Raw genomic sequence first — 24,204 nt, 5'->3', positions numbered from 1 at the left:
TAGCGCGAATTACCGGCATCGACATCGATGCCGGGATTCGCCCTCGTTTATGGGTGTGCGAGCCCTGTCAGATCACCGACAGCAGCGCGCGCACACTCTCATCGCCAAGACGTTCGGCACGCTCACGCGACACCGCGGGCTCGACATAGCCGATGTTCAACGACAACTCGCCGTGCGTGGCATTGGCGGTGGCCATGATGAAGCCGCTCACCGACATGCCCGAGACGAATTGCGCGCCCGAGAGCTGCCACGCGCCGATCTTGTCCGGGAACGCGTAGCGCCCCAGATATGTCATACACAGGTGACCTGGACCGCGGGTGTCCATCAGCTTGACCGTGGATGCACTGGCGGCCACCGATTTCGGTGCGGCGACCTTCAGCAGGCTCAATGCCGCGAGATGGTCGCGACGGTCCATTCTTGCGCCGTACTCGCGCTCGATCTCGCCGGCGATCTGCCACAGCGAGGACCACGGCGCATACTTCGCCGGGGTCGCGATCATGCCCTGGTAGGTCCCGACCTCGGTATCGGCGACCGCGCCGTCGAGGTGGCCGCGGAAGTTCACCGAACTGCCGACGGTGTACCAGGATTCGGTGTAGGTACCCGACTCGCGGGCGGCCGCGATGAGCAGCGCCGCCGAGAGTGCGGCCTGCAGGCCGACGCCTTTGCGCTCACAGCCTGCGGACAATGCGTCGAGTCGATCGGCATCCAGGCTGCGGTGCACGACCCTGCTGCGTCGCCGCGACGGCGGTGCGAGTTCGGTCGGTTCGAGTCGGCGCGGCCGCTTCAGCTGCGACTTCTGGTCGCGCAGCAGCGATCCCACGGTGCGGCCGAAGCCCTTGGCGCCCTGGAACTTTGCCGGGAACAGTTCCTCCGGACCCGGCCGGACCGGTGCGGGCTCGAGATCGACGCCATCGCCCGCGGCGACCTGCAGCACCTGCTTGGCCACCGACATCGCGCTCTCGCCGTCGGCGATCGCATAGTGCAGGGTGACGATCAGATCGCTGGTCTCACCGGTCGCATCCGTGATGAGCACGGCGCGCGCGAGCGGACCGGAGTGCCAGTCGAAGGGTTCGCGCAACTCGACCTCGTCGACCTCGGTCAACCACGCATCCGGATCGGCGGATTTGACTACACGCAGCGGAATCGGCGTGGGCACCGGCACGAAACGCGGTGCGGTGCCGTCGGGTTCGGCCGTCACCGCAACACCGAGCAGCGGATGTCGGTGCTGCACTTCGTCGAGACCGGTGCGCACCTGCTCGGCGGTAATCGAGCCGTGCACCCGCACCCGGGCCAGAATATGCAGCGGCGCAAGCTGATCCGCGATCCAGTGCCAGCGCTCCACCGGGGACAGCTGGCGCGGCAGCCGCGCGGTCGGTCCCTCCAGCGGTGGGAACGACATCGGCTTGCCCAATTCGCGCAGGAAGAATTCGGTGGGTGCGTGCCGGAAGTAGGTGTCGCGCACCTTCACCAGCTTGGGGTCGGTCGTCTGCTCGATCTTGCCGAGCGACCACGAGCCGTTGACGAACATGGCGGTGCGCTCGGCACGCACCTGCTCGTAACGGCGCAGGCCCGCAACAGGATCCAGCGAGGACTTCAGTGTGTGGGCGAGCACGACCGCGTCCTCGATGGCCGAGTTGGCGCCCTGGCCCAGGCTGGGCAGCATGGGATGTGCGGCATCACCGAGCAGGGTGACCCGGCCGCGGCCCCAGCCGTCCAGCGGCGGACGGTCCTGGCAGGGCACGGCGAGCACATCGGCCCATTCGGTCTGATCGATGCAGGCGCGCACCTCCGGCGCCCAGTCGGCATACAGCCGCCGCAGATCTTCCTTGGTGCCCTGCCAATCGACGGCCTCGTCGCCCGGCATGGTCATGGTGCCCCACCAGTACACCCGGCCGTGGCCGATGTCGTGGATGCCGAAACGCATTCCGGTGCCCCAATAGTGGGCGGAGTAGCCGCGCGGCACGGCGGGATGTTCGAACGGGATGCAGGCCAACCAGGCGACGAAATTGCCGGGGCGCGGTTCGGCGCGGCCGTGCAATTGGGCGCGCACCACGGAGTGGATGCCGTCGGCGCCGATCAGCAGATCACCCTCGGCGATGCGGCCGTCGGCGAATTCGACGCGCACGTGCTCACCGTCGTCGATGAACCGAGTCGCTTGTGCGCCAACATGAGTCGGGGTATCGCCGATCGCGCGCAGCAGGATCGCGTGCAGATCCTTGCGGTGCAGGGCGACGCTCGGTGCGCCGAGCCGGTCGTCCTGGCGGTGTACCGGAAGCACGCGGATGGGCGTGCCGTCCGGGTTGTTGAAGCGGAAGGTCTCTACCTTGCCACCGCGCTCGAACAGTTCCTCCTCGATGCCGAGGCCGATTGCACGCAGCGCCTTGATCCCATTGGCCTGCACCGAAAGTCCGAATCCCTGGCCACGCAGCTCGGCAGCGGCCTCATAGAGTTCGACCGCGAAGCCCGCCTGTCGCAATGCGGCGGCGGTGGTGAGCCCTCCGATCCCCGCACCGAGCACGATAACCTTGATCGGACTACTCATTCGAACCTGCGCTTCCATCGAATCACTCGACCGCACAGGACTACTTCATCGTTCGAAGCGACCACCGAGCAACGCTGCTCGTCGGCTCTCATCCCCCCGAGCAGCACTGTTCGAAGACCTTCGTTATCCCCGACCAGACAGGCGGGGCGGGATGCCTGTGCCTGACCGACCGAAGCCTACCGCTATAACCGTGTCTGAAACGTTACCGTGTGAGATTCAACCCAAACGGGTCGTTTCGACAGGCCGAATCCATTGCGATGCGCCATAATTCACGGTTCGCGAAAAGATTCGGGTTTGGTCCGATGCCCATCTTCCTCAGAGGTAGGACGTGTCGTTGACCAACCGAACCGACGAACCGCCGTCCGGATAGAACTCCGCGATCGATAGCGACGCCAGGTCCAAGTGCAGGCGATACAGCAGCGACGGACCGACGCCGAGCGCCAACTGCAGCAACGTCTTGATGGGGGTCACATGACTGACCACCACGATGTTCTGGCCGGGATACAGGGCGAGCAGATCGCGCCGCACCGCCTCGACCCGTTCGCGCACCTGGTCGAAACTCTCGCCATTCGGCGCCGGAGTCGAGGGATCACCGAGCCAGCGAGCGTGTAGTTGCGGATCTCGTTGTGCCGCTTCCTGGAAGGTGAGCCCCTCCCAGTCGCCGAAGTCGGTTTCGGTGAGGCCGTCGAGGACGCGCACCGGGATATCGAGTGCGGTCGCGGCGGCTTCGGCGGTCTCGCGGGCCCGACCGAGCGGGGAGGTGACCACGGCGGCGATGCCACCCTTCGCGGCGAGCATTTTCGCGGCGCGGGCGGCCTGTTCACGGCCGAGGTCGGTGAGGGGTGGGTTGCCGCGGCCGGAGTAGCGGCGCTCTATCGAGAGGTTGGTTTGGCCGTGGCGCAGCAGGAGGAACCGGGTCGGGCGGCCCGTTGCGCCGGTCCAGGCGGGCGAGTTTTCGGCGACTCGGGTATTCGATGTGGTCGACTGCGCATCCCGGGCCGCATCGATCCGACTCGGCAAGTGCTCTTCGACGCCGCGCGCGGAGCTCTGCGGCTCGTCGGTCCAGCTGAGCAGCTGTTCTTCGGCCGCGCGCACCTCTTCCGCCAGGGTGGCGGCCGATGCGCCCGCGTCGAGCAACTGCCGCTCGGCGGCGTGCACCTCGCCGATCAGCGTCGCGTCATCCATCGCCTCGTTCGCCAGCCGGTCGGCATGGGAGTTCTCGGCGCGCGGAATCCAGGTGAACGTCACGCTGTCGAAGCCGGCGACGAGCCTGCGTGCCCGGTCGGCCAGCGGAATCATGGACGCGTGCTTGACCTTCCAGCGGCCGGACATCTGCTCGACCACCAGCTTGGAATCCATCCGCACCGACACCACGCGCGCGCCCAACTCCGCCGCCGCCTCCAAACCCGCGATGAGCCCGCGGTATTCGGCGACATTATTGGTGGTGATACCGACGTATTCCCTGCGCTCGGCGAGAATTCGGATGTGATCGGCACTGAAGACGACCGCGCCGTAACCGGCCGGACCCGGATTGCCCCGGGAACCGCCGTCGGCCTCGACGATCACCTCGTGCTCGGTCATTGTTTCCTTCGTCCTCTTCGACAGCCGACCATCCGTCGCTGGGAGCGGACCGACGCGAGTACTGATACCCGCACCGGAAACCTCACAAACCCGACTCTTTGGTGCGCACCAGGATCGCACCGCACTCCGGACACCGCATGATCACATCCGGCGCGGTCTTGGCGATCCGCGCGATCTCACCGCGGTCCAGTTCGATCCGGCACGCGCCGCACCGGCGGGCCTGCAGCAGCGCGGCGCCGACGCCGTGCTGGGTGCGCTGCCGGTCATAGATGCTCAGCAGTTCGTCCGGGAACAGCGCGACCAGATCCTTGCGGTCGGAATCGCAACGGCCCTGCGCCACATCGAGATCCGCCAGCGCCTCGTCGCGCAGGCGCTGCGCATCGGCCAGCTCCTGCTCGGTCTTGCTGAGCCGCGCACCCGCGTGATCATGATCGGATGCCGACGCCTCGCGGCGCTCCATCACCTCGAGCAACTCGTCCTCGAGCACCGAACGGCGTCGCTCCAAGCTGCCCAGCTCGTGCTGAATTTCCGACAGCTGTTTGGCGCCCACCGAACCGGCGGTCAGCATGCCGCGGTCGCGCTCCTCGCGTTTGCGCACCGCGTCGACCTCGCCCTCCAGCTTGCGGATATCACGGTCGAGATCGTCGAGCATGATCTCGACCGCTACCGCCGCATCCTTGTGCGCATTCCGCTCACCCTCGAGCCGCGCCACCTCCAGCTGCTCGGGCAGCACGGTGCGCCGATGCGCGATCCGCGTCAGTTCGGCGTCGACGGCGGCGAGCTGGAGCAGCTTGGCCTGGACAGGTGGTTCGACATTCAACGCGGACAAACTCCTGGACGCTGTGGACGGATGGGGGCACGCGAGGTGGCGATGCCAGTCTTCAACCGTACCCCGGATGGTGGGTGATCCGGTCCGGGCCAGGTGTGTGGCGGAGAAATGCGTGTAACCGAGGCCTGGCTATGCGGGTGAACATGCCCCGACCAGCGTCATGCACGCTCTCGGCGAGCCGGGTGCGGGCCAGATGCAATCTCGCATCGACTCGACCAGCCGATCGCGACGGTGGTAGCTCGGACAGTCAGCTGCCGGGGGCGCGGGTCTTGATGGCATCGCGGGAGATGAAGACGTCGTAGGTGCCGGGGGTGGCGATTACGGCGTTGCCGTAGGCGGAGCGGACGAACGGGTCGGTCCACCATTTGTGGTTGCGCATATCGTTGAAGAAGTCCTGGTCGTCGCCGTTGACGAAGATCTGGTTCTGGGTGGTTGCGACGCCGTCGAGACGTTGGCCATAGAGGCGGGTGACCTTGTAGCCGGAGTGGAAGCCGAGGGCGTTCACCCAGGGCTTCAATTCGACGATATTGGCCTGCAGCACCCACAGGTCACCCTCGACCTGATATTTCTCGTGCTTTTCCGGATGATGCTCGTCGCCGTAGAGGGTGAGGTCGACCTCGAGCCGGTGGTCTTGGCCCGCAACCTGATTCACCACCACGTGCGCGGCCTTGACCTCCCCGCTCAGTCCGAGGAATGTCTGCACGAGCGTGATCACCCACAGCAGCAGTACCGCGACGACCAGCAGCGCTAATCCGCCGGCGCCGCGCCCGAGCAAAACCCGCAATCCGACCTTGCGCACCATGACGAGCGCCGATATCAGCAACGCGACCGCGACCAGGATGATCAGCATCAGACCGATCTGCACGATCCCGAAGTCCACCGGGTAGTTCATGCGGTAGTTGTACCCCGAGCGGGCGCGTCAACTCACCTGAACCACATACCATGTCCGGCAACACGCCCCGAACACGCCGTCGCACTGGCTGGTTCGGTATCGGATTACGGGGCGGCGATCGTCCAGGGGTCGGTGCGCAGGGTGGAGATGCGGGTTTCGAGGTCGGGCAGGGCGGTTCGCACTGCTGTCTGCGCCTGTGCGCACCAAGGGAATTCGGTGGCCCAGTGGGCGGCATCGATCACGGCGGGGCCGCCGCTGCGCAGGTGTTCGTCGACCGGGTGGTGGCGCAGGTCGGAGGTGACGTAGGCGTCGACACCGAGGCGGGCGACCGTACTCAGATAGGAGTCGCCCGCGCCGCCGCACACCGCGATCGTCTTGATCATGCGGTCCGGGTCACCGGCCGCACGGACGCCCCAGGTGGTCGCTGGCAACGCGGCGGCGACCCGAGCGGTGAACTCGCGCAAGGACTCCGGTTCGGGCAGGGTGCCGACTCGACCGATGCCGAGCCCGGATGGCAACGCCGCACGCTCGGTGACGTGATAGGCGGGATCCTCGTAGGGATGGGCCGAACGCAGCGCCGCCAGCACTGCGGTGCGCGCCGAGGGCGGTGCGATCACTTCGAGGCGATCCTCGTCGACCTGCTGCAACTCCCCGATCGCGCCGATCGCCGGATTCGCCCCTGCCACCGGACGAAACTGCCCGACTCCCGGCACCCGCAAAGCACAGTCCCGATAGGTTCCGCTCCCACCGGCACCGGCTGCGAACAGCGCCGCCAGCACCGCATCCGCATGCGAACGCGGCACCTGGACCACCCAATTGTCCACGGCGGCTCGCGGTTTCGAATCCAAAGGTCCGGTGACGGTGAGACCGAGCGTCTCGGCCAGCGCATCGGAAACTCCCGGATCAGCGGAGTCCGCATTGGTATGCGCCGCGAACAACGCACACCCGGACCGGATGAGCCGATGCAGCAGAGCACCTTTGGGCGTATCGGCGGCGACGGTGTCGACCCCGCGCAACAGCAGCGGATGGTGCACCACCAAAGCCTGCGCCCGCCAATCGATCGCCTCATCCACCACGGCGGCAGTGGCATCCACCGCGAACAGCACCCGAGTCACCTCATCGGCCGGGTCACCGCACACCAAACCCACCGAATCCCACGACTCCGCCAACTTCGGCGGATATGCCGCGTCGAGCACCCCGATGAGATCCGCCAGCGTCGTCACCATCCGCCTACCTCCATATCCCGATTTCCGCCCGCACCAGCCGACCTCAAAGTCCTGCCGCACGGATTCCGGCTACCAACCGATCGACCTCGGCAGGACCGCGGACCGCGACGCGCAGGTAATCCGCTCCGAGGCCCGGGAAAGTGTCTGCGCGGCGGACCGCGATTCCCTGATCTGCCAGATGCTTTCGCAGGAGCTCACCGTCCGGCAGGCGCAGCAGCAGGAATGGCCCGGCAGCGGGGGTGTGGACGTGTATGCCCAGAGTGGTCAGTCGTTCGATCATCGAGTCGCGTTCGGCGGCGATCGTGTGTGCTCGCTGTTGTGCCGCGGCGACCGCATCCGGCTCGGCGGTCGCGATGATCGCTTCCAGTTGCAGCGTGCCGAGCGGCCAGTGCGCGCGGCCGTGATTCAGGCGGGCCAGCAGTTCGGGTGGGCCGAGGAAGTAGCCACAACGCAGACCCGCCACGGCCCAGGTTTTGGTAAGGCTGCGCAGAACGAGGATGTCCGGTCCGGCAGCAGCGGCCAGTGACTGCGGTTCGCCGGGAATCGCATCGGCGAAGGCCTCGTCGACCACGATGATCCGACCCGGTCGGCGCAGCGCACGGATGGTGTCGGCGGGGTGCAGGACCGAGGTGGGGTTGGTCGGGTTGCCGAGCACTACCAGGTCGGCAGCAGTGGGAACGAGCGCCGGATCGAGGGTGTACGGCGGCTCGAGTACGACGCGGGTCACCGGGATATCGGCCTCGCGCAGCGCCAGTTCGGGTTCGGTGAACGAGGGGTGCAGCACGGCGGCCAGTCGCGGTGCGAGTCGAGGCAGCATCGCGAAACCCTCGGCAGCGCCCGCCAGCAGCAACACTTCGTCGGTGCTGCGTCCGTGGCGAGCCGCCACCGCGGCGCGTGCGGCGAGTTCGTCGGCCGCGCTCGGATATCTGCCGAGGTCGTCGAGTCGCGCGGTCAGTCGGTTCCGCAGCCAGTCCGGCGGCGCACTGCCCTGCACATTCACCGCGAAATCGAGCATGCCGGGGCGCGCATCGACGTCACCGTGATGACGCAATTTCGCGTGATCGACACTCTCCGCTGACACGAGAAAACACCCTACGTGGCGGTCCATCGGGACGACCGGCCACAATGGCTGTCGTGGGTGAGTTGCACGTGTCGTTCGTCTGTACCGGCAACATTTGTCGATCGCCGATGGCGGAGAAGATGTTCGCGGTACACCTGTATCGCGAGGGGCTCGCCGACCGCGTGCGAGTCAGCAGCGCGGGCACCGACGGCTGGCATGTCGGAGCGGACGCCGACGCCCGCACCAATGCCACCCTGCTCCGCCACGGCTATCCGACCGGCCACGTCGCCGCGAAATTGGGCAACCAGCACCGCGACGCCGACCTGCTGGTCGCCCTCGACTCCGGCCACGAACGCCGCCTCGCCACCCTCGGCATCCCATCGGATCGCCGCCGCCTGCTCCGCAGCTTCGACCCCGCTGCCGACGCCCTCGACGTCCCCGACCCGTACTACGGCGACACCGCCGACTTCGATCTGGTCCACGATCAGATCGCAGCCGCCATCCCTGGGCTGTTGGACTGGGTTCGTGCCACCCTCGCCGCGCGTACCGGCGACACGAGCCGAGCCGCGGACCCGGGCGATGCCATCCGCTCGGCGCACTCGGTCGCACCCGTCCGCGGCCGGACAGTCGACGCATCCCGAGACGTCGTCGCATCCACGGACGGCTCCTTCGTTGTCGAAGAGCCTGGACACAAATCGGACCAATCAGTCTCTTATGAACCCGTCCCCGACGGACGCCTGTGATGCGCCGACTGACCTTCCTGCTGCGCCCGAGCTGGCTGATCCTGGCCGTGCTCGTGGCGGCCTTCGCCTACCTCTGCTTCACCGTGCTCGCACCGTGGCAGCTCGGCAAGAACACCACGACCTCGCACCGCAACCAGCTGATCGCCGATTCGGTAGACGCCGCCCCGATCGATATCGCCACCGTCCTGGACGACCAGAGCACCGATTCGCACGCCGAATGGCGACGTGTCACGGCGACCGGCAGCTATATGCCGAACTCGACCGTGCTGGTTCGCCTGCGCCACCTCGACGGCGCACCCGGCTACTCGGTGCTGGCCACCTTCAAACTCGACGACGGCCACATCCTGCTGATCGATCGCGGTCTCGTCGCGGCCGTCGACGGCTCCCGCCCACCGCAGATTCCGGATCCGCCCGCCGGACCGCAGAAGGTCGAGGCGCGAATCCGGATGTCCGAGGGCGTCACCCCCGGTAAGGACCCGATGGTCCAGGACGGCTACCGCCAGGTGTATTCGGTGGACACCACACAGGAGATGAGCGTCCTGCAGGTGCCCCTCACCGTCATCCCCACCGGCGAACGCGGTGGCTACCTGCAGCTCAGCGAAAACCAGCCCGGCGCCTTCACCCCCACCCCCCTCCCGCAACTCGACGCGGGCCCCTATCTCTCCTACGGCCTGCAATGGCTGGCCTTCGGCATCATGGCTCCCCTCGGCCTCGGCTACTTCATCTACGCCGAGATCCGCGAGCGTCGCAAGGGAAAGGCTATGGCCACCCCGGAACCAGCCCCGACCGAAACCCCAACCCCCGCACCGGCATCCACCAACGAGCAGCGCTTGGCCGACCGCTACGGCGGTACTCGCTGAGCACTAGCCGCTCACGTCTGAGACGAGGTCCCGGGAGCGGATCCTCAGACTGCTGGACGGAGGACTCGGACTGTTGAACAAGGGAACTGCCCTCGCCGCCGCAGCGTGAACATCGGCATGGATTCTATTCACCGGACTATCCGATAGCGGGTCTGCGAGCGGGTCAGCGATGCAGTACTGCCCAGAGCGCAGCGGTCAGGACTGCGCCGACCTGGATAGCCTCCGACATGCGTACAGCGCGACGGAGATCCGCGACCTGAGGCGCGGGACCGTCACCCAGGCTTGGACGCAGTTCGATGCCGTGCCGGTATTGAGTCCGCCCGCCGAGGCGGACACCGAGCGCACCTGCCATCGCGGCCTCGACGACCCCGGCATTCGGGCTGGGGTGTTTGGCCGCATCTCGTCGCCACGCGTGCAGCACGTCGGCCGGATGACCTCCCACGGCAGAGGCCAGGACGGCGGTGAGCATGCCGCTGACGCGCGCGGGCAACAGATTCGCCAGATCGTCGACACGAGCGGCGGCCCAACCGAAACGGAGGTACCGCTCGTTGCGGTAGCCGATCATCGCATCCAAGGTGTTGATCGCGCGATACCCGAGCAACCCCGGCGTCCCGGCGATCGCACCCCACACCAGCGGCGCGACCGTCGCGTCCGAGGTGTTCTCGGCAATGGATTCCAATGCGGCACGGGCCAATCCGTCCGCATCGAGCACCTCCGGATCCCGCCCGCACAGCGAAGGCAGCAGTGCTCGCGCACCCGCCACATCACCGGATTCGAGCCGGTCGGCCATCTCCCGTCCAGCGCGCACGAGGCTGCGCCCGCCGAGCACCGTCCAGGTCGCCAACGTGGTCGCAACTACCCCACCGCGCCGTAGCCCGAAGCCGAACGCCGTTGTCGCACCGACCAACACAAGTTCGTGTACGACTCCCGCCGAACGCCGATCGGCATAGGTGACCCGCTCCAGCGCACTTGCCGCCGTACCGAATCCGGCCACCGGATGCCACCGGCGTGGATCACCGAATACCCGGTCGAGGGCGAACCCGAGCACCAGCCCGGCCGCCGTACAAGTCCCCGTTCGCACCCGGCGAGGGTAGCCCGTCGCCACCTCCTACCCACGCCCACGCCCAGCGCACGTGTCCGCCCCGCGGGCGCTCGCATCCGCAACCGATGCGTACCGCTCGTATGGCCTTACGACCGATCCCCTGTGCGTCCTCGGGGCCGAACGCCGAATTGTCCAGGTAGCCGCTGCGCTGCCAGCCGATCGCAGCGCGACCCGCCAAACTCGCCCGGAGAGCGGTGATGTCACACTCGCTAGCCCTGTGTCGTCATCAGGGTGACGACGCATAAGCTCGCCCCTGACGGGGCCGTACGACCGAACGGCGAGACCAGTGACTGCAGACCACTCCCGCGAACCCATCGATCAGGCCGAGTTGGCTCGGCGTTTCGAGGAGCACCGGCCGTATCTGCGCAGGCTCGCCTACAGCACGCTCGGCAGTCTCACCGATGCCGACGACGTGGTGCAGGAGGCGTGGCTGCGGCTGCAGCGCCAGTACGAGGCCGGGACCGCGGGCGAGATCGAGAATCTGCGGGCCTGGCTCTCCACGGTCACCGGGCGGCTGGCCCTCGATCAGCTCGGTTCGGCCCGCGCCCGGCGCGAGCAGTATGTCGGTGAATGGTTGCCGGAACCCGAGGTCACCACCTGGGACGATCCGGCCGACCGGATCACCCAGGACGAGCGCGTCACCACGGCGCTGCTGGTCGTGCTGGAATCCCTCTCGCCCGCCGAGCGCACCGCATTCGTGCTGCAGGAAGTGTTCGGTATGAGCGGTCCCGAGGTCGCCGACGTCGTCGGGCGTACGCCTGCGGCCGTGCGGCAGCTCGCCTCGCGCGCACGCAAGCGCGTCGAGGACGGCACGCCCCGCTTCCCCGCCTCGCCCGACGAGCAGGAGAAGGTCGTCTCGGCCTTCGCGGTCGCCTGGCGCTCGGGTGATTTGAGCGCGCTGCTCGGCGTGCTCGACGCCAATGTCAGCCTGACCGCCGACGGCGGCGGCAAGGTCCCCGCTATCCGCCAGCCCGTGCGCGGCGCCGAGCTCATCGCGAAGATGCTGCTCGGCTGGTACCACGCGCCGTCCGCGGCGGGCGCCTGGGGCCGCGCGGTCCTGGTCAACGGCGCGCCCGGTCTGGTCGTCTTCGACGGCACCCACACCGGCGTCTTCTCCTTCACCATCGACAGCGGCCGCATCGTCGCCATCAATGTCGTCCGCAATCCGGACAAGCTGCACGACCTCCCCACCGAAGGCGCCCCCGACTGGTACCTCGGCCCGAACGCCGAGTAACCCACGCGGCCCGCACATTGCAATGTGCGGGCCGCCGGCTAGGCGGGCGCTCGGTCCACGGGCGCTTCTCGTTCGATATCGGTCCCGGATCGATTGCGCCGCAGCATGATGAGCCGGACACCGCGAGCGAGAAGAACACCCGCGCCCGCCACCGCGGTGATGCCGAGAAATACCACGAGACCAGGCCAGACGTAGGTCACCTGGAGAAAAGTCGGGGCACGGCCGCGGAAGACCAGACCGGCGAGCTGCGGTAGCGCGATGAGGATCGGGATCGGGGCGAGATAGGGCAATTGGCGCAGGGCGATCAGCCAGCTGGGCCGGGCGGTCTGCCGATCGGCCCAGCGGCGCGATCGCACCAGGCAGAGCACACCGAGAACGAGAGTCGCCAGCGTCAGCAGTGCCATGCCCCAGTCGGCGTAGATGCCCCACGGGCGGTGCACATCCGGTGACTCGCCCCGAGACAGCTCGACCAAGCCTTGCGCGATGATCCTGGGATCGTCCTCGAGCGCCAAGCCGGTATCGGCTATGACAGCGATCCCGTATCCGGTGTCGGGCACCAAGACCTGTGCGGCGGTGTAGGTGAACCAGTCACCGTAGTGCACGATCTGATCGGATTGTTCGCGCTGCCAACCCATTCCGTACTCGTCGTCACCGACTCCCGAAGGTGTGTGCATCTCGGTCACCGCCGCCGCGGACACCGCCCGGTGCCCATCTGGTGCCACACCACCGTTGTTCTGTGTGATCAGCCACGCGGCCAGGTCGGCGGCCGTGGTGATCACACCGTGGCTACCACCGACGAACCAATCGGGCTCGGCAACCGGTATCGCGAAGCCGTATGCCCGAATGTATCCGTGCGTCACATCCTCGGCCTCGCGCGGCGAATTCACCGTCGTGCTGTCGCGCATCCCGATGGGCCCGAATACATTTCGCCGCATATAGTCCGCGAACAGTTCCCCGCTGACCACCTCCACCAGCCGAGCGGCCACCTGGTAGTTCGGGTTGTGATAGTGGAATTCCGTCCCCGGATCGGCGGCCAGTTTCGCCGCGTGTAGTCGCTCGACCGCCCCGGCCAGCGAATCCGCCTGCGGCCGCCGCAGATCGGGAAAAGCGGTATCCGACATTCCCGACGTCTGATTCAACAACTCCCGCACGGTGATTCGATCACCGCGCGAATCGGCCAACCGAAAGTCGCTGAGGTACTCACGCACCGGCGCGTCGAGCCGCACCTTGCCCGCATCGACCAACTGCAGCACGGCCAACGCCGTCATGGACTTGCTCACCGAAGCGATCGGCATGCGCGACGTCGCGCTGATCGCCGCACCGCTCGAATCGTGACCGTAGCCCGCCACATACACCACCCGATCACCATGGGTAATGGCGATCGAAGCCCCCGGCAACCGTGTCCGGGAAAGGTATTCGGACATATACCGATCCACGGCCGCCGGATCGAAGCCCTGGGCCGGTGCCGCAACCGCCGTACCGACCGACGGCAACAACACCAGCAGTAATGCGATCACCACTACCCGCCGCAGGTATTCCGCAGTCACCGCTTTCGCCCTTCTCATCGCGCGTCCGCGGAACCACCATCGCACCACCTCAGCCCGCCAACCCAACCGGCTCGGGCATCGAATATCCGTGCGCCGCCGCAACCTCCGCCGACAACAGCCGCCCCTTATCCGCGGTGACCCCGTGTGCGAGATCGGGATGCACCGTGCACGCCTCCCGCCACCCGTGGTCGGCGATCGCGCGCACATACGGCAGCGTGGCATTGGTGAGCGCCACGGTCGCGGTATGCGGCACCGCACCCGGCATATTCGCCACACAGTAATACAGCGAATCAGCCACCCGGAAAGTGGGATTCGCATGCGTCGTCGGATGTGAACCGGCGAAACACCCGCCCTGATCGATGGCGATATCCACCAGCACCGACCCCGGCCGCATACCGCCAACCAGTTCCTCGGACACCAGCTTCGGCGCCCGCGCGCCGGGCACCAGCACCGAACCGATGACGAGATCCGCCGCCAGCACAGCCCGTTCGACCTCGACCATATTCGAGGCCACCGTCGAGATACGCCCTTCGAACCGCGCGTCGAGCTCGCGCAGTCGCGTCAAATTCGTATCCAGCACAGTGACTTTCGCGCCCATCCCGGCCGCGACCGTGGCCGCGTTCGTTCCCGCGACACCACCGCCGAGCACCACCACATCGGCTGGAAGCACCCCCGGTACTCCGCCGAGCAATAGCCCGGCCCCGCCGAGCGGCGCCATCATGTGATACGCGCCGACCTGTGGGCCGAGCTTGCCCGCGACCTCGCTCATCGGTGCGAGCAGCGGCAGCGACCCATCCGCCGCCCGCACCGTCTCATAGGCGATCGCGGTGATTCCGGACCGCAGAATCGCATCCGTGCACTCGCGCGACGCGGCCAGATGCAGATAGGTGAACAGCACCTGCTCCCGCCGCAGCCGCGGATACTCCAGGGCCATCGGCTCCTTGACCTTCAGAACCAACTCGCCCTCCCACCACACCTGCTCGGCGGCGGGCACCATCCGGGCACCGGCGGCGACATAATCCGCATCCGAAAATCCGGACCCCACCCCGGCACCGGCCTGGATCAGCACCTCGTGCCCGTGCCGCACCAGTTCCCCGGCACCGGCCGGGGTCAGCGCCACTCGAAACTCCTGCTCCTTGACCTCCCGCGGAATTGCGATCCTCATATCGCCATCGTGGACCACCGACGGTCCCGGCGCCATGACCGCCGCGCTGAGCGCACCGCCGGTTTTCCGAGGGCGCTCACACGGTGAACGTCTCACCCCGCTTCGGAATGCGCAGTTGCGCGGCCCGCCCCGCGTAACCGAAATTCCGCTCCAGGCGCTCGAGCGTCTCACTGAAATGCGCCCAGCCCTCGGCATGCACCGGCACGATCACCGCATCACCCAACACCTCGGCGGCCTGCACCGCGGTACGGGCGTTCAGGGTGAGATCGATATCGCCGAACCGGCCGACATTCGCGGCACCGGCGAACAGGATCGCGATATCGATCCGGCCGATCCGCGCCACGATCTGCTCGACGACCTCGACCGAGGCATTGTCACCGGATACATACACGGTCGGCAGCCCCTCGGCCTGCAATACGAACCCGGTGACCACACCGGTCTGCGACTCGCATCCCTCGGGCCCGTGCAGTGCGGGCACAGCCGTCACGCGCACGTCACCCAACGTGACGGTCTCCCAATTCGCCAGCCCCCGAACACCTTCGATGCGATCGGCCGCATCCGGCGTCGACAAGACGGTCGGCACGGTCGAGAGGAATTTCCGGCCGGAGTGATCCAAATTGTCGTCGTGCTGGTCGTGCGACAGCAGCACGACGTCCACCGGCCCCACCTGGTCCACCGAAACAGCAGGGCCGGTGAGCTTGTGCAGCGTGATCGGGCCGGGGTAGTCACCCGGAGCGTCGAAGGTGGGATCGGTCAGCCAAGTCAGGGTGCCGTACCGGAAGCGCAGGGTGGGCCCGCCGATGTGCAGGGCTTCGATGGTGGTGCGTGCAATCGTCTCGGTCATGGGATCAATACTTGTCGTCCCGATATTCGATCAATAGTGGCCCGTGAGCCTCTTAGCGATAAGATCGGGCCATGCGTTCCGTCGCCGCTCTGGCCTTCGACGGGGTTATCCCCTTCCATCTGTCGGTACCGACGCTGGTCTTCGGCCGGGTCGGCACCGAGGGCACACCCGACTATCGCGTCGAGGTGTGCGCTGAAAATCCCGGCACCCTGCGGACCCCCGCCGGGTTCGACATCGTCGTGCAGACCGGACTCGACGCCTTCGAGCGTGCCGACATGGTGGTGATCCCGAGCTGGCAGCGCGATATGGGCATCTCGGCGGAACTGCGCGACGCACTGCATCGAGCACATGCCAGGGGTGCCCGGATCGTCGGCCTGTGCCTGGGTTCCTTCGCGGTGGCGGCGAGCGGTCTGGCGGACGGCAGGGAAATCACCACGCACTGGGCCGCGGCCGCCGATTTGGCCGCGACCTATCCGAGGGTCCGGGTCCGCGCCGACACCCTCTGGACCGACCTCGGCGATATCGTCACCTCGGCGGGCGTTGCCGCCGCACTCGACTGCTGCCTGCACCTGGTCCGCGACGACCTCGGCAGCCGGGCCGCCACCGAACTGGCCAGATCGCTCGTGACCGCCCCGCACCGCAGCGGCTCCCAAGCCCAGTACATTCCGGTGGCCGTACCGGAAGCCGCCGACGACGATCCGGTCGAACGCGCAATGGTCTGGGCGCGAACGAATCTCGGCGAACCGATCGACCTGGACAATTGGGCTCGCATCGCGCTCATGTCACGACGCACCTTCACCCGCCGCTTCCGCGAACGCACCGGAACCAGTCCACAGCAATGGTTGCTGCAACAACGCGCCGACCGCGCCCGGCTGCTCCTGGAATCCACCACCGACACCATGGATCGCATTGCCGCCGAGACCGGCTTCGGCACCGCGGTCAGCCTGCGCCACCACTTCCACCGCATCCTCGGCACCAGCCCGGCCGCGCACCGCGCGCTGTTCTCGGGCACGCCGGTCCCGGCGGAGTAGCGGCGCCGGCTGCGTTCGCCCACCCCGCCGGCTCCGCCGCTTTCGGTCCCCCTATGTTTTCGACATGAGGATCGAGGTAAGCGGACATACGCCCGAAATCGACGAGACCGCGTGGATCGCACCGAACGCCACCGTAATCGGACGCGTGCAACTCGCCGCCGAGGTGAGCATCTGGTACAGCGCGGTTCTGCGCGGTGACCTCGAGGCGATCAGCATCGGGGCGCGCACCAATATTCAGGACGGCTGCGTACTGCACGCCGACCCCGGCTTCCCACTCACCGTCGGCACCGGAGTTTCGGTGGGACACAATGCGATCCTGCACGGCTGCACCGTCGGCGACGATGTGCTCGTCGGCATGGGCGCCACGGTGCTCAATGGCGCGGTCATCGGCGCGGGCAGTCTGATCGCCGCCAATGCCCTGATTCCGGAGGGTGCGCGGATTCCGCCCGGCTCGCTGGTCGCGGGGGTGCCCGGCAAGGTGCGCCGCGAGTTGAGCGAGGCCGAGCAGGACGGCATCCGACTCAATAGCGCTGTCTACCTGCACAACATGGCCAACCACCGAGACGCGAAACAGGTGTGAGACAGACCACACTGATCAATTGACCAAACTAAATCGCTGATAGCATTCTGCCAGCGTGCCCGGTATCCCGGGATCTCCCGCCGACACAGCTGTCGAGTGGCCTGTAGCGCGGAGGGCGAGCCCACCGGGATGGTGGCCGCAGAGCGTGCAGGCAGGAGGTAACACGGTGGCGTACGTGCAGCAGAGTATGCACCGGCCGTCGGGGCGGATCAGCGTGGCCGATATCGCGGCCCAGCCGGGTGGGATCGAGGCGCTACAGCGGCGAGTGCACGAGTTGCGCTCCAGCGGGGTGGATTTCGCCGCCAATGCGATCGAAAAGGAGATGGCGGAATTGGATCTGCCGCGCACATAGTCGCGCGTCTGTCTGTCGTCGGTCGAGCTCTGGTGCCGATCCGCGGTCGAACCGCCGCGACCCGGTGAAATAATGAATGGCACGCACCCGCACCGTCGCGACGCCCAGACACCATCGGCGTCCCGAGCCGATTCGACTGGAGCTTCGATGCCGACCGTTCCGCCCATCCTCCAGCGCATTCTGGAAAAGCCCGTCAGCGACGGGGAGAAGCTGCTGGAGAGCGCGCTGTCGGCGTTCCTGGACTTCGGCATCAAACGCACCAGCATGGGCGAGATCGCCCGGCGCGCCGGAATCAGCCCGGCCACCCTGTATCGCCGCTTCGAATCGAAGAACGATCTGGTCGAGGCGGTCAGCGTGCGCGAAGCGCAGCGTTTCGTCGCCGAGATCGATAAGCGGGTGCAGAAGGTCGACGGCGTCGAGGAACAGCTGATCGAGATCTTCGTCGCGGTCATCACCGAGATCGCGGGCAACGAACTGTTGCGGCGGCTGCTGCGCACCGAACCCGATCTCATCCTGCCCCGATTGACTACCGAGGCCGGACCGATCATCGCGGTCGGGCGCACCTATCTGGCGGAGAAATTGCGCGAACTCCGCAGCGGCGCGGATGACGACTTCGACTTCGAACTCGTTGCCGAGATCATGGCGCGGCTGGCACTGTCGCTGGCATTGACGCCCGACGGGCTCATTCCGATCGATGATGTGGCGGCCGGTCGGGATTTCGCGCGACGCACGTTGCTGCCGATGGTCGGCGTCCGGGCTACCGCATAACTCAACGCATTTCGAACATCCGGGTGCCGAAGGCGGCCGCCACCCATTCATCGAGCAGGCGGAGCGCATTCGCGTCGGGCTCCCTGCCGTCGTCGATGAATTCCCGTACCAGTTCGACGACGCCACCCGCCCGCATCGTGGTCGGATCCGGCAGCGGCAGCCGCGACACATACTGGGTGATCCACCGCCGCCGACCCGAATACAGCCGATTCCCGCACACCGCATCGTAGAACCGCAGGCCCAGCGCCGAATTCGCGACGCCCATCAGCAAATACGCCAACCGCTCCGCGGCGCCGTCCACGCCGAGATCGGCCAGCGATATCCAATAGCAATCCCCGTTCACCACCGCCCCGGACCGATCCAGGGCGAATCGCGGCCGCTCGCTGATATCGGGGAAGACCACCTTCGGCACCCGCCACAGATGCGGTCGCTGCGGCACCCAGATCTCGAACCACTGTCTGCCGCTGTCGGTCAGATACTTCCGGCCTGCCAACGTCTCCCGATGCGACTCCAAATATGCCGCGGCCGCGGGAAAATCTCGCAGGTCAACCGGCATTCGCGCGGGTTGCGCTGTGTCGTACGGATACAGCACCTGCACATCGCGCTCACGCGAGATCCGCCACGGATCGACATCCTGATGGGTGATCAAATCGAATAACAACTCCCCCTCCGGCCGCGGCCGCACCTGCGCCCACCGATCGGAAATGAACACCCGATCCGCAGTTGTCTTGATCCCCACCCGAATCCGCCCCACGGCGCCGAAGGTCCGCCAGGTCCCCGCCTCCACCTCGGCCAACCACCTGTCGACCTCCGGCCGGGACATTCGCCACGCGCCGCTGTGCCCGTCCGCGTCACAAGCAACGGTTTCCGGTGCGTCCACATCGTCACCGCGACCGGAAGCGGCGACCCGCCAGGCGACTACCGGGCCCGATACCACCGGATCGCTGCGGTTTGCTCGATCACCCGGTATCCGATCGCCGGATGACCCACGGATCACAGCCTGTTCGCCCGTCGCCAACGTACCGACCTCGACCGCGAAAGTGCGCCCGCAGTGCTCGACACAGTGACTGTGTTCGGCCGCCAGCGCCTCGAAAAGATCTGTTCCGCCTACGATTTCGGCGGCATCGACCTCGTAGGCCGAAACATAGCGGCAGACCGCGCGGGCTGCCGTCCGGGTGGCGATGGTGACCGCGGGCAGCACCGCCGCCTCGAACAACTTCGTATCACCGAGGTCGTACAGCTCGACCGGAGCCAATTCGGTGCGCAGCAGGCTGCGAATATTCGCACCGGCCTTGGTGGTGAGAAACCGATTGGCACACAGCAACCCGAGTACCCCACCCGACCGCAGCAGCCGCGGCGCGGCCGCGACGAACGGGTGGGTGAGATCGATCCGCCCCTGCAACCCGAATTGCTTGCTCAGCAACTGCGCGGTCGGCCCACCCAACTGCTGAGTCCGCACATACGGCGGATTGGTGATGATCGCATCGAACGACCCCGCCGCGATCCCCGCGGACTCGGTCAGGAAATCCCCGATATGCCACTCGATCGCGACCCCCGCGGCCGCCGCCCGCTCCCGCGCCACCGCCACCCCGGCCGCATCCAGGTCGTACCCCACCAATTCCACCCGCACCCCCGGCACCAACTCCCCCGCAACCTGATCCAGCGCGAGCAGCAGTTCACCGTCCCCACAGGCCGGATCGAGCACCCGGAGCACCCCTGCGCTCGGCGCACGGACCCCGGCGCCGAGGGCTGTCGTGTCCCGCACCCCTCCATCCGACGTCCCGGGCCCGGCTAACGCGTCCCGTCGCGCCTGCTGACCAAGTCCCGACACTGCAGCCCGCACGTCCGGCGCCACTGCATGAGCGGCTCCCGACGTCCCGACCTCAGTCGGCAGCGGCGCATGTTCGAGCAGCCGCTGCGCGAGAAAGCGCGCCAGGGCGGGTGGCGTGTAGTGCCTACCGTGCCGTTTGCGGTCGCGCGCGGCCGGCTCGCCGGGAGTCATGCCTGGGATTCTGCCTCGTCACGGCCCGACCGAGGCGGTAACGCGGTCGACCGGATCTCGCGCCGTCGCGGGCGGACGCACGGCGCGGCGGCCGACGAAGCGACGCATCAGCGGTTCGTCCACCCAGCGGTAGATCGCGGCCGCCGCCGCAATTGCGACGATCAGGCTCAGCCCGGCGAACCCCGACCGCCCGAACCTCGCTTCCGGCGCTCGGCGCGCCACATATCCCGAAGTGGGCCAACCATTTTCGCTACCGTGACCGGTCAATGCGTATGCACCCCAACCGGTTCCACGAATGTAACCGCCATATCAACTTCGGCAAGCAACACCATAAGCCCGATGATCCCACCTCGTCGGTTCCAAAAAGAGACCACAGATGCTAGCGTTCAGTCTCGAAATAAGACCAACTCGAGAGGGTGCCCATGAGCCCGACCAGCCTGCAGACCGACGAGTTCACGGCATTGAGCCACATCCTCGACAACAGATGGACCTGCCGTCAGTTCAAATCCGACCGGGTCCCCCGCGACACCATCGAGGCGCTACTGCGACTGGCCCAGCGCACCCCGTCCTGGTGCAATACCCAGCCCTGGCAGATCGTGCTCACCGACGGCGCGGGCACCGACCGATTCCGCAAGGAACTGCTCGAACACGTCGCGATCGCCGCGCCGGAACCGGATTTCGCCTTTCCCGCGCAGTACACCGGCGCCTACCGCGACCGTCGACGCGCATGCGGCCTGCAACTCTACGACAGCGTCGGCATCGTGAAGGGTGATCAGGCAGGCACCATGCGCCAAGCCATGCGCAACTTCGAACTCTTCGACGCCCCGCACGTCGCGATCGTCACCACCGAGGCCGACCTCGGTGTCTACGGCGCGATCGACTGTGGCCTCTACATCGGCACCTTCCTCCTCGCGGTCCAGAGCCTCGGCCTCGGTGCCGCACCCCAAGCCGCCCTCGCCTCCTACTCACCCTTCCTGCACACCTACTTCGACCTGCCCGAACACCGCCGAGTGGTCGCCGCGATCTCCTTCGGCTACCCGGACCCGGACCACCCGGTCAATGCTTTCCGCACCGCCCGCGAACACCCGGACCAGGTCGCAACCTGGCACAGCGCCTGAGGCCGCGATCCTGACTCGCAGGCCCACCCCCGACACCGTGCGCACCCACCGATCGGCAGCCGATCGGAGCCCTCCGACCGGACTGAGCCGCCCCACCCGTACCCCGATCTGCACGCCGACGGAACGTAGCTTGCGCGCCGGCCCACCGCGCTAGGGTGGCGGAACGAATCGGGGGTGGGTTCGGCAACCCCCTGCCGTTGATTGCACAACGAGGAGGTCGGCTTCTATGCGTTCCATCAGTGCACTCTCGACAGTCATCGCGGCCGCGGTTCTCGTGCTCGGCTTGGCGGCCTGCGACAAGGAGGACAACAGCGCCAAGGCCACGAGCACCACCGCGCGAGCGACAACCACACACCCCACCACCACCTATGCGGCGGCAACCCCGACCACCGAGCCGCCGGCCACGGCCACCACCCCAGCGGTCGCCGAGCCCACCACGATCTCCTGCGGCGCGGGCCCCTTCGACCTGGCCGTCTCGGCCGTCACCACCAGGGGCGACGCCGCCTGCCCCACCGCCGTCGCGGTCATCAATGCCTATGCCGTGCAATCGGATCTGTGGGACGTCGGCTTCGTCATCCCCATCACGGTCGGCACCACCACCTGGGACTGCCAGGAGCACATCGGCACCCCGAACCCGTACCAGGAGTGCATCAGCCGCGACAACCCATCCGAAAAGGCCCGCCTCGGTTCATAATTGGGCCGCCGGTTAGCCGGTCTGACGTCCGTCTCGGGAGGTGCAGCCGGGACCGGGCTCGGCGGAGATGTCGCGTGCGGTGAGTTCGGTTCCGCACGAGTCACATTCGAGTTTGATGTGTCCTTCGCCGGTGCAGTCCAAATGGCGGTAGTGCACCGGCGGACCGTCCGGCGCCATGTAGGTATCGCCCCAATCCCGGATCGCCATCAGGATCGGGTAGATATCGTGTCCCTTCGGCGTCAGCCGGTACTCCTCGTGCGTGCCGACGGCCGCCTTCTGTTTGACCAGAATCCCGTGTTCGATCAGCCGATCGAGCCGATCCTGCAACCGGCTCCGGGAGATGCCGAGCGCGCTCTGGAATGCGTTGAACCGCCGGACGCCCGCGAACGAATATTTCAGGATCACCAGGGTCCAGCGGTCGCCCAGGATCACCAGCGGCCGTGTGATCGAACACGGCTCATCAGCAAGTTCCTCGTAGCGCACCTGTCGATGCTACCGAGCCCGCGGTGCCCGGCGGCGGCTTTACCCGCCGGGCACCGAGGTCAAGCTTCTTCAGCGGTGTAGGCGACCATCGGATCCTTGTCTTCCAACGGCGGCACCTCTTCCCCGTCCAGTACCTTGCGCATCCGCTCCGAATCCAACTGACCCTCCCACTTCGCGACCACGAAGGTCGCGACGCAATTGCCGAGAAGATTCACCGTGACCCGCATCGAATCCATCAGCCGATCCGCCCCGAGCAACAGCGCGACCGCCGCCACCGGAATCGATCCGTGCCCGATCGCAGTGATCGTCGCCGACAGCGCCAGGAATGACGAACCCGGCACGCCCGCCATACCTTTCGAGGTCAACATCAGCACACCGACGGCCGTGATCTGCTCGCCGAGACTCAGATCCACCCCGAGCGCCTGCGCCAAGAACAGCACGCAGATGGACAGATACAGCGTCGCACCGTCGAGATTGAACGAGTACCCGGTCGGTATCACCAGCCCGGTGGTGGCTCGTGAGCAACCGGCTTCGGTCAGTTTGATCATGATCCGCGGCAGCACCACCTCCGTCGACGCGGTGCCGAGCGCGAGGAACAGCTCATCCTTGATGTATTTGAGGAGCTTCCACAGGCTCACCCCCGCGAAAACCCGCACGACCACCGCGAGCACCAGCAGGAACAACACCGCCGCCCCATAACAACAGGCGATCAGCTTGCCATAGCTGCTGAGCGCGGAAAGTCCATACTGCCCAACGATGTAGGCCATCGCGCCGAACGCACCCAGCGGCGCCAATTTCATGATCCAGCCGATGATCGTGAAGAAGATCTTCCCGATGTGATCGACCGTCTCCAGAATGACCGGCGGGCCGTGCTCGCCGAACTTCGCCAACGCCAAACCGAACAGCACCGCGAAGAACAACACCTGCAGCAGCGCATTCTCCGCGAATGCCGAAATCACCGATGCCGGAATGATATTCAGCAAGAAGTCGACGGTATGCGGCAGTTCGCCGTTCTTGGTGGTCTTGGCGATCTTCTCGGCACCGGTCGCCAGGGTCTGCGCATCGACATGAAAGCCCGCACCCGGCTGCACCAGGTTGCCGACCAGCAAACCGAAGAGCAGTGCGAAGGTGGTGATCACCTCGAAGTAGATCAGCGCCTTCACACCGATCCGGCCTACCGCTTTCATATCGCCGACATGGGCAATGCCCAGCACAACCGTGCAGAAGATGATCGGCGCGATCACCATTTTGATCAGCTTGATGAACCCGTCGGCCAGCGGTTTGAGATCCGCGCCGAAGTCGGGCCACAGCTTGCCGACCAGAATTCCGGCCACGATCGCCACCAGCAGTTGCAGGAATAGCGACCGGTACCAGGGCGGTTTGCGCACCGGGTCGGTTGCTGCGGTGGATTCGATCGTCACGCTCATGCGCGCAACGTACGAGCTATTCGTATCGCCACAGTTTCAACTACATTGCCGCGCGGAAACCCGAACGATATATGCCCGTCACCCCAGGTTCGACACCCAGAACAATACGAACGAAAGCGGGCCC

The 24,204-nt window shown here is 66.7% G+C and carries 22 protein-coding genes and 1 pseudogene; 9 read left to right on the top strand and 14 right to left on the bottom strand.

All coding sequences use genetic code 11. The features are described 5' to 3' along the window. Nucleotides 1-67 precede the first annotated feature (67 nt). From ACFYOW_RS37315 to cobC, 6 genes are all read right to left on the bottom strand, one after another. Nucleotides 68-2,542, bottom strand: a complete 2,475-nt coding sequence (locus tag ACFYOW_RS37315) for an FAD-dependent monooxygenase (RefSeq protein ID WP_387294772.1) — start codon at nt 2,540-2,542, stop codon at nt 68-70. Between the two features lie 315 nt (nt 2,543-2,857). After that, complete coding sequence (locus tag ACFYOW_RS37310; RefSeq protein ID WP_387294771.1) at nt 2,858-4,123, bottom strand: bifunctional RNase H/acid phosphatase; 1,266 nt, start codon at nt 4,121-4,123, stop codon at nt 2,858-2,860. Between the two features lie 82 nt (nt 4,124-4,205). Next, nucleotides 4,206-4,943, bottom strand: a complete 738-nt coding sequence (locus tag ACFYOW_RS37305; protein ID WP_387294770.1) for a zinc ribbon domain-containing protein — start codon at nt 4,941-4,943, stop codon at nt 4,206-4,208. Between the two features lie 256 nt (nt 4,944-5,199). Continuing rightward, nucleotides 5,200-5,844, bottom strand: a complete 645-nt coding sequence (locus ACFYOW_RS37300) for a hypothetical protein (protein WP_387294769.1) — start codon at nt 5,842-5,844, stop codon at nt 5,200-5,202. Between the two features lie 104 nt (nt 5,845-5,948). Next, nucleotides 5,949-7,070 (bottom strand): Nif3-like dinuclear metal center hexameric protein, encoded by a 1,122-nt coding sequence (locus ACFYOW_RS37295; protein ID WP_387294768.1) that lies wholly within the window; start codon nt 7,068-7,070, stop codon nt 5,949-5,951. 43 nt (nt 7,071-7,113) lie between these two features. Next, nucleotides 7,114-8,151, bottom strand: coding sequence for an Rv2231c family pyridoxal phosphate-dependent protein CobC (gene cobC / locus ACFYOW_RS37290; RefSeq protein WP_387294767.1), 1,038 nt, complete (start codon nt 8,149-8,151; stop codon nt 7,114-7,116). Nucleotides 8,152-8,195: 44 nt separating this feature from the next. Here cobC and ACFYOW_RS37285 point away from each other — a divergent pair. Together ACFYOW_RS37285 and ACFYOW_RS37280 are read left to right on the top strand one after the other, a co-directional pair. After that, nucleotides 8,196-8,657: pseudogene (locus tag ACFYOW_RS37285) on the top strand (low molecular weight protein-tyrosine-phosphatase); the annotation flags it as partial. Nucleotides 8,658-8,872: 215 nt separating this feature from the next. Next, nucleotides 8,873-9,733, top strand: a complete 861-nt coding sequence (locus tag ACFYOW_RS37280) for an SURF1 family protein (RefSeq protein ID WP_387294766.1) — start codon at nt 8,873-8,875, stop codon at nt 9,731-9,733. A gap of 163 nt (nt 9,734-9,896) precedes the next feature. On the opposite strand, the gene ACFYOW_RS37275 is transcribed toward ACFYOW_RS37280, so the two are convergent. Further along, the gene (locus ACFYOW_RS37275; protein ID WP_387294765.1) at nt 9,897-10,814 is read right to left on the bottom strand and encodes a cobalamin biosynthesis protein; all 918 of its coding nucleotides are present in this window, start codon (nt 10,812-10,814) and stop codon (nt 9,897-9,899) included. Nucleotides 10,815-11,121: 307 nt separating this feature from the next. On the opposite strand from ACFYOW_RS37275, the gene sigJ reads away from it, so the two are divergent. Further along, nucleotides 11,122-12,069, top strand: a complete 948-nt coding sequence (gene sigJ / locus ACFYOW_RS37270) for an RNA polymerase sigma factor SigJ (protein ID WP_387294763.1) — start codon at nt 11,122-11,124, stop codon at nt 12,067-12,069. A gap of 38 nt (nt 12,070-12,107) precedes the next feature. Here the strand turns inward: sigJ and ACFYOW_RS37265 are convergent, their stop codons facing one another. From ACFYOW_RS37265 to ACFYOW_RS37255, 3 genes are all read right to left on the bottom strand, one after another. Continuing rightward, nucleotides 12,108-13,634, bottom strand: a complete 1,527-nt coding sequence (locus tag ACFYOW_RS37265; protein ID WP_387294762.1) for a serine hydrolase domain-containing protein — start codon at nt 13,632-13,634, stop codon at nt 12,108-12,110. A gap of 31 nt (nt 13,635-13,665) precedes the next feature. Further along, on the bottom strand, nt 13,666-14,781 hold the full coding sequence (gene ald / locus ACFYOW_RS37260) for an alanine dehydrogenase (protein WP_387294761.1): 1,116 nt from the start codon (nt 14,779-14,781) through the stop codon (nt 13,666-13,668). Between the two features lie 76 nt (nt 14,782-14,857). Beyond that, the gene (locus ACFYOW_RS37255; protein WP_387294759.1) at nt 14,858-15,625 is read right to left on the bottom strand and encodes an MBL fold metallo-hydrolase; all 768 of its coding nucleotides are present in this window, start codon (nt 15,623-15,625) and stop codon (nt 14,858-14,860) included. Nucleotides 15,626-15,696: 71 nt separating this feature from the next. Here ACFYOW_RS37255 and ACFYOW_RS37250 point away from each other — a divergent pair, with 71 nt between their 5' ends. From ACFYOW_RS37250 to ACFYOW_RS37235, 4 genes are all read left to right on the top strand, one after another. Beyond that, nucleotides 15,697-16,656: a GlxA family transcriptional regulator gene (locus ACFYOW_RS37250; RefSeq protein ID WP_387294758.1), complete on the top strand. Its 960-nt coding sequence runs from the start codon at nt 15,697-15,699 to the stop codon at nt 16,654-16,656. 64 nt (nt 16,657-16,720) lie between these two features. Further along, complete coding sequence (locus tag ACFYOW_RS37245; protein ID WP_387294757.1) at nt 16,721-17,236, top strand: gamma carbonic anhydrase family protein; 516 nt, start codon at nt 16,721-16,723, stop codon at nt 17,234-17,236. A gap of 166 nt (nt 17,237-17,402) precedes the next feature. After that, nucleotides 17,403-17,588: a hypothetical protein gene (locus ACFYOW_RS37240; RefSeq protein ID WP_063040439.1), complete on the top strand. Its 186-nt coding sequence runs from the start codon at nt 17,403-17,405 to the stop codon at nt 17,586-17,588. Between the two features lie 147 nt (nt 17,589-17,735). Next, nucleotides 17,736-18,356, top strand: coding sequence for a TetR/AcrR family transcriptional regulator (locus ACFYOW_RS37235; protein WP_387294755.1), 621 nt, complete (start codon nt 17,736-17,738; stop codon nt 18,354-18,356). 1 nt (nt 18,357) lies between these two features. Here the strand turns inward: ACFYOW_RS37235 and ACFYOW_RS37230 are convergent, their stop codons facing one another. Both ACFYOW_RS37230 and ACFYOW_RS37225 read right to left on the bottom strand, forming a co-directional pair. Then, the gene (locus tag ACFYOW_RS37230; RefSeq protein WP_387294754.1) at nt 18,358-20,358 is read right to left on the bottom strand and encodes an Eco57I restriction-modification methylase domain-containing protein; all 2,001 of its coding nucleotides are present in this window, start codon (nt 20,356-20,358) and stop codon (nt 18,358-18,360) included. A gap of 18 nt (nt 20,359-20,376) precedes the next feature. Beyond that, nucleotides 20,377-20,625, bottom strand: a complete 249-nt coding sequence (locus ACFYOW_RS37225; protein WP_387294753.1) for a hypothetical protein — start codon at nt 20,623-20,625, stop codon at nt 20,377-20,379. Nucleotides 20,626-20,780: 155 nt separating this feature from the next. Here ACFYOW_RS37225 and ACFYOW_RS37220 point away from each other — a divergent pair, with 155 nt between their 5' ends. Together ACFYOW_RS37220 and ACFYOW_RS37215 are read left to right on the top strand one after the other, a co-directional pair. Beyond that, complete coding sequence (locus ACFYOW_RS37220) at nt 20,781-21,476, top strand: nitroreductase (RefSeq protein ID WP_387294752.1); 696 nt, start codon at nt 20,781-20,783, stop codon at nt 21,474-21,476. Nucleotides 21,477-21,702: 226 nt separating this feature from the next. Beyond that, entirely contained in the window at nt 21,703-22,170 is a 468-nt protein-coding gene (locus tag ACFYOW_RS37215; protein ID WP_387294751.1) for a hypothetical protein, read from the top strand. Between the two features lie 12 nt (nt 22,171-22,182). Here the strand turns inward: ACFYOW_RS37215 and ACFYOW_RS37210 are convergent, their stop codons facing one another. Both ACFYOW_RS37210 and dctA read right to left on the bottom strand, forming a co-directional pair. After that, nucleotides 22,183-22,653: a winged helix-turn-helix transcriptional regulator gene (locus ACFYOW_RS37210; RefSeq protein ID WP_387294750.1), complete on the bottom strand. Its 471-nt coding sequence runs from the start codon at nt 22,651-22,653 to the stop codon at nt 22,183-22,185. Nucleotides 22,654-22,712: 59 nt separating this feature from the next. Beyond that, on the bottom strand, nt 22,713-24,080 hold the full coding sequence (gene dctA / locus ACFYOW_RS37205) for a C4-dicarboxylate transporter DctA (RefSeq protein WP_387294749.1): 1,368 nt from the start codon (nt 24,078-24,080) through the stop codon (nt 22,713-22,715). Between the last annotated feature and the right edge of the window lie 124 nt (nt 24,081-24,204).

Source organism: Nocardia sp. NPDC006982 (genome assembly GCF_042869435.1).
Taxonomy (GTDB): Bacteria; Actinomycetota; Actinomycetes; order Mycobacteriales; family Mycobacteriaceae; genus Nocardia.
Note: the sequence above shows the minus strand (reverse complement) of the source record. Positions and strands in the feature narration are given on the sequence as shown.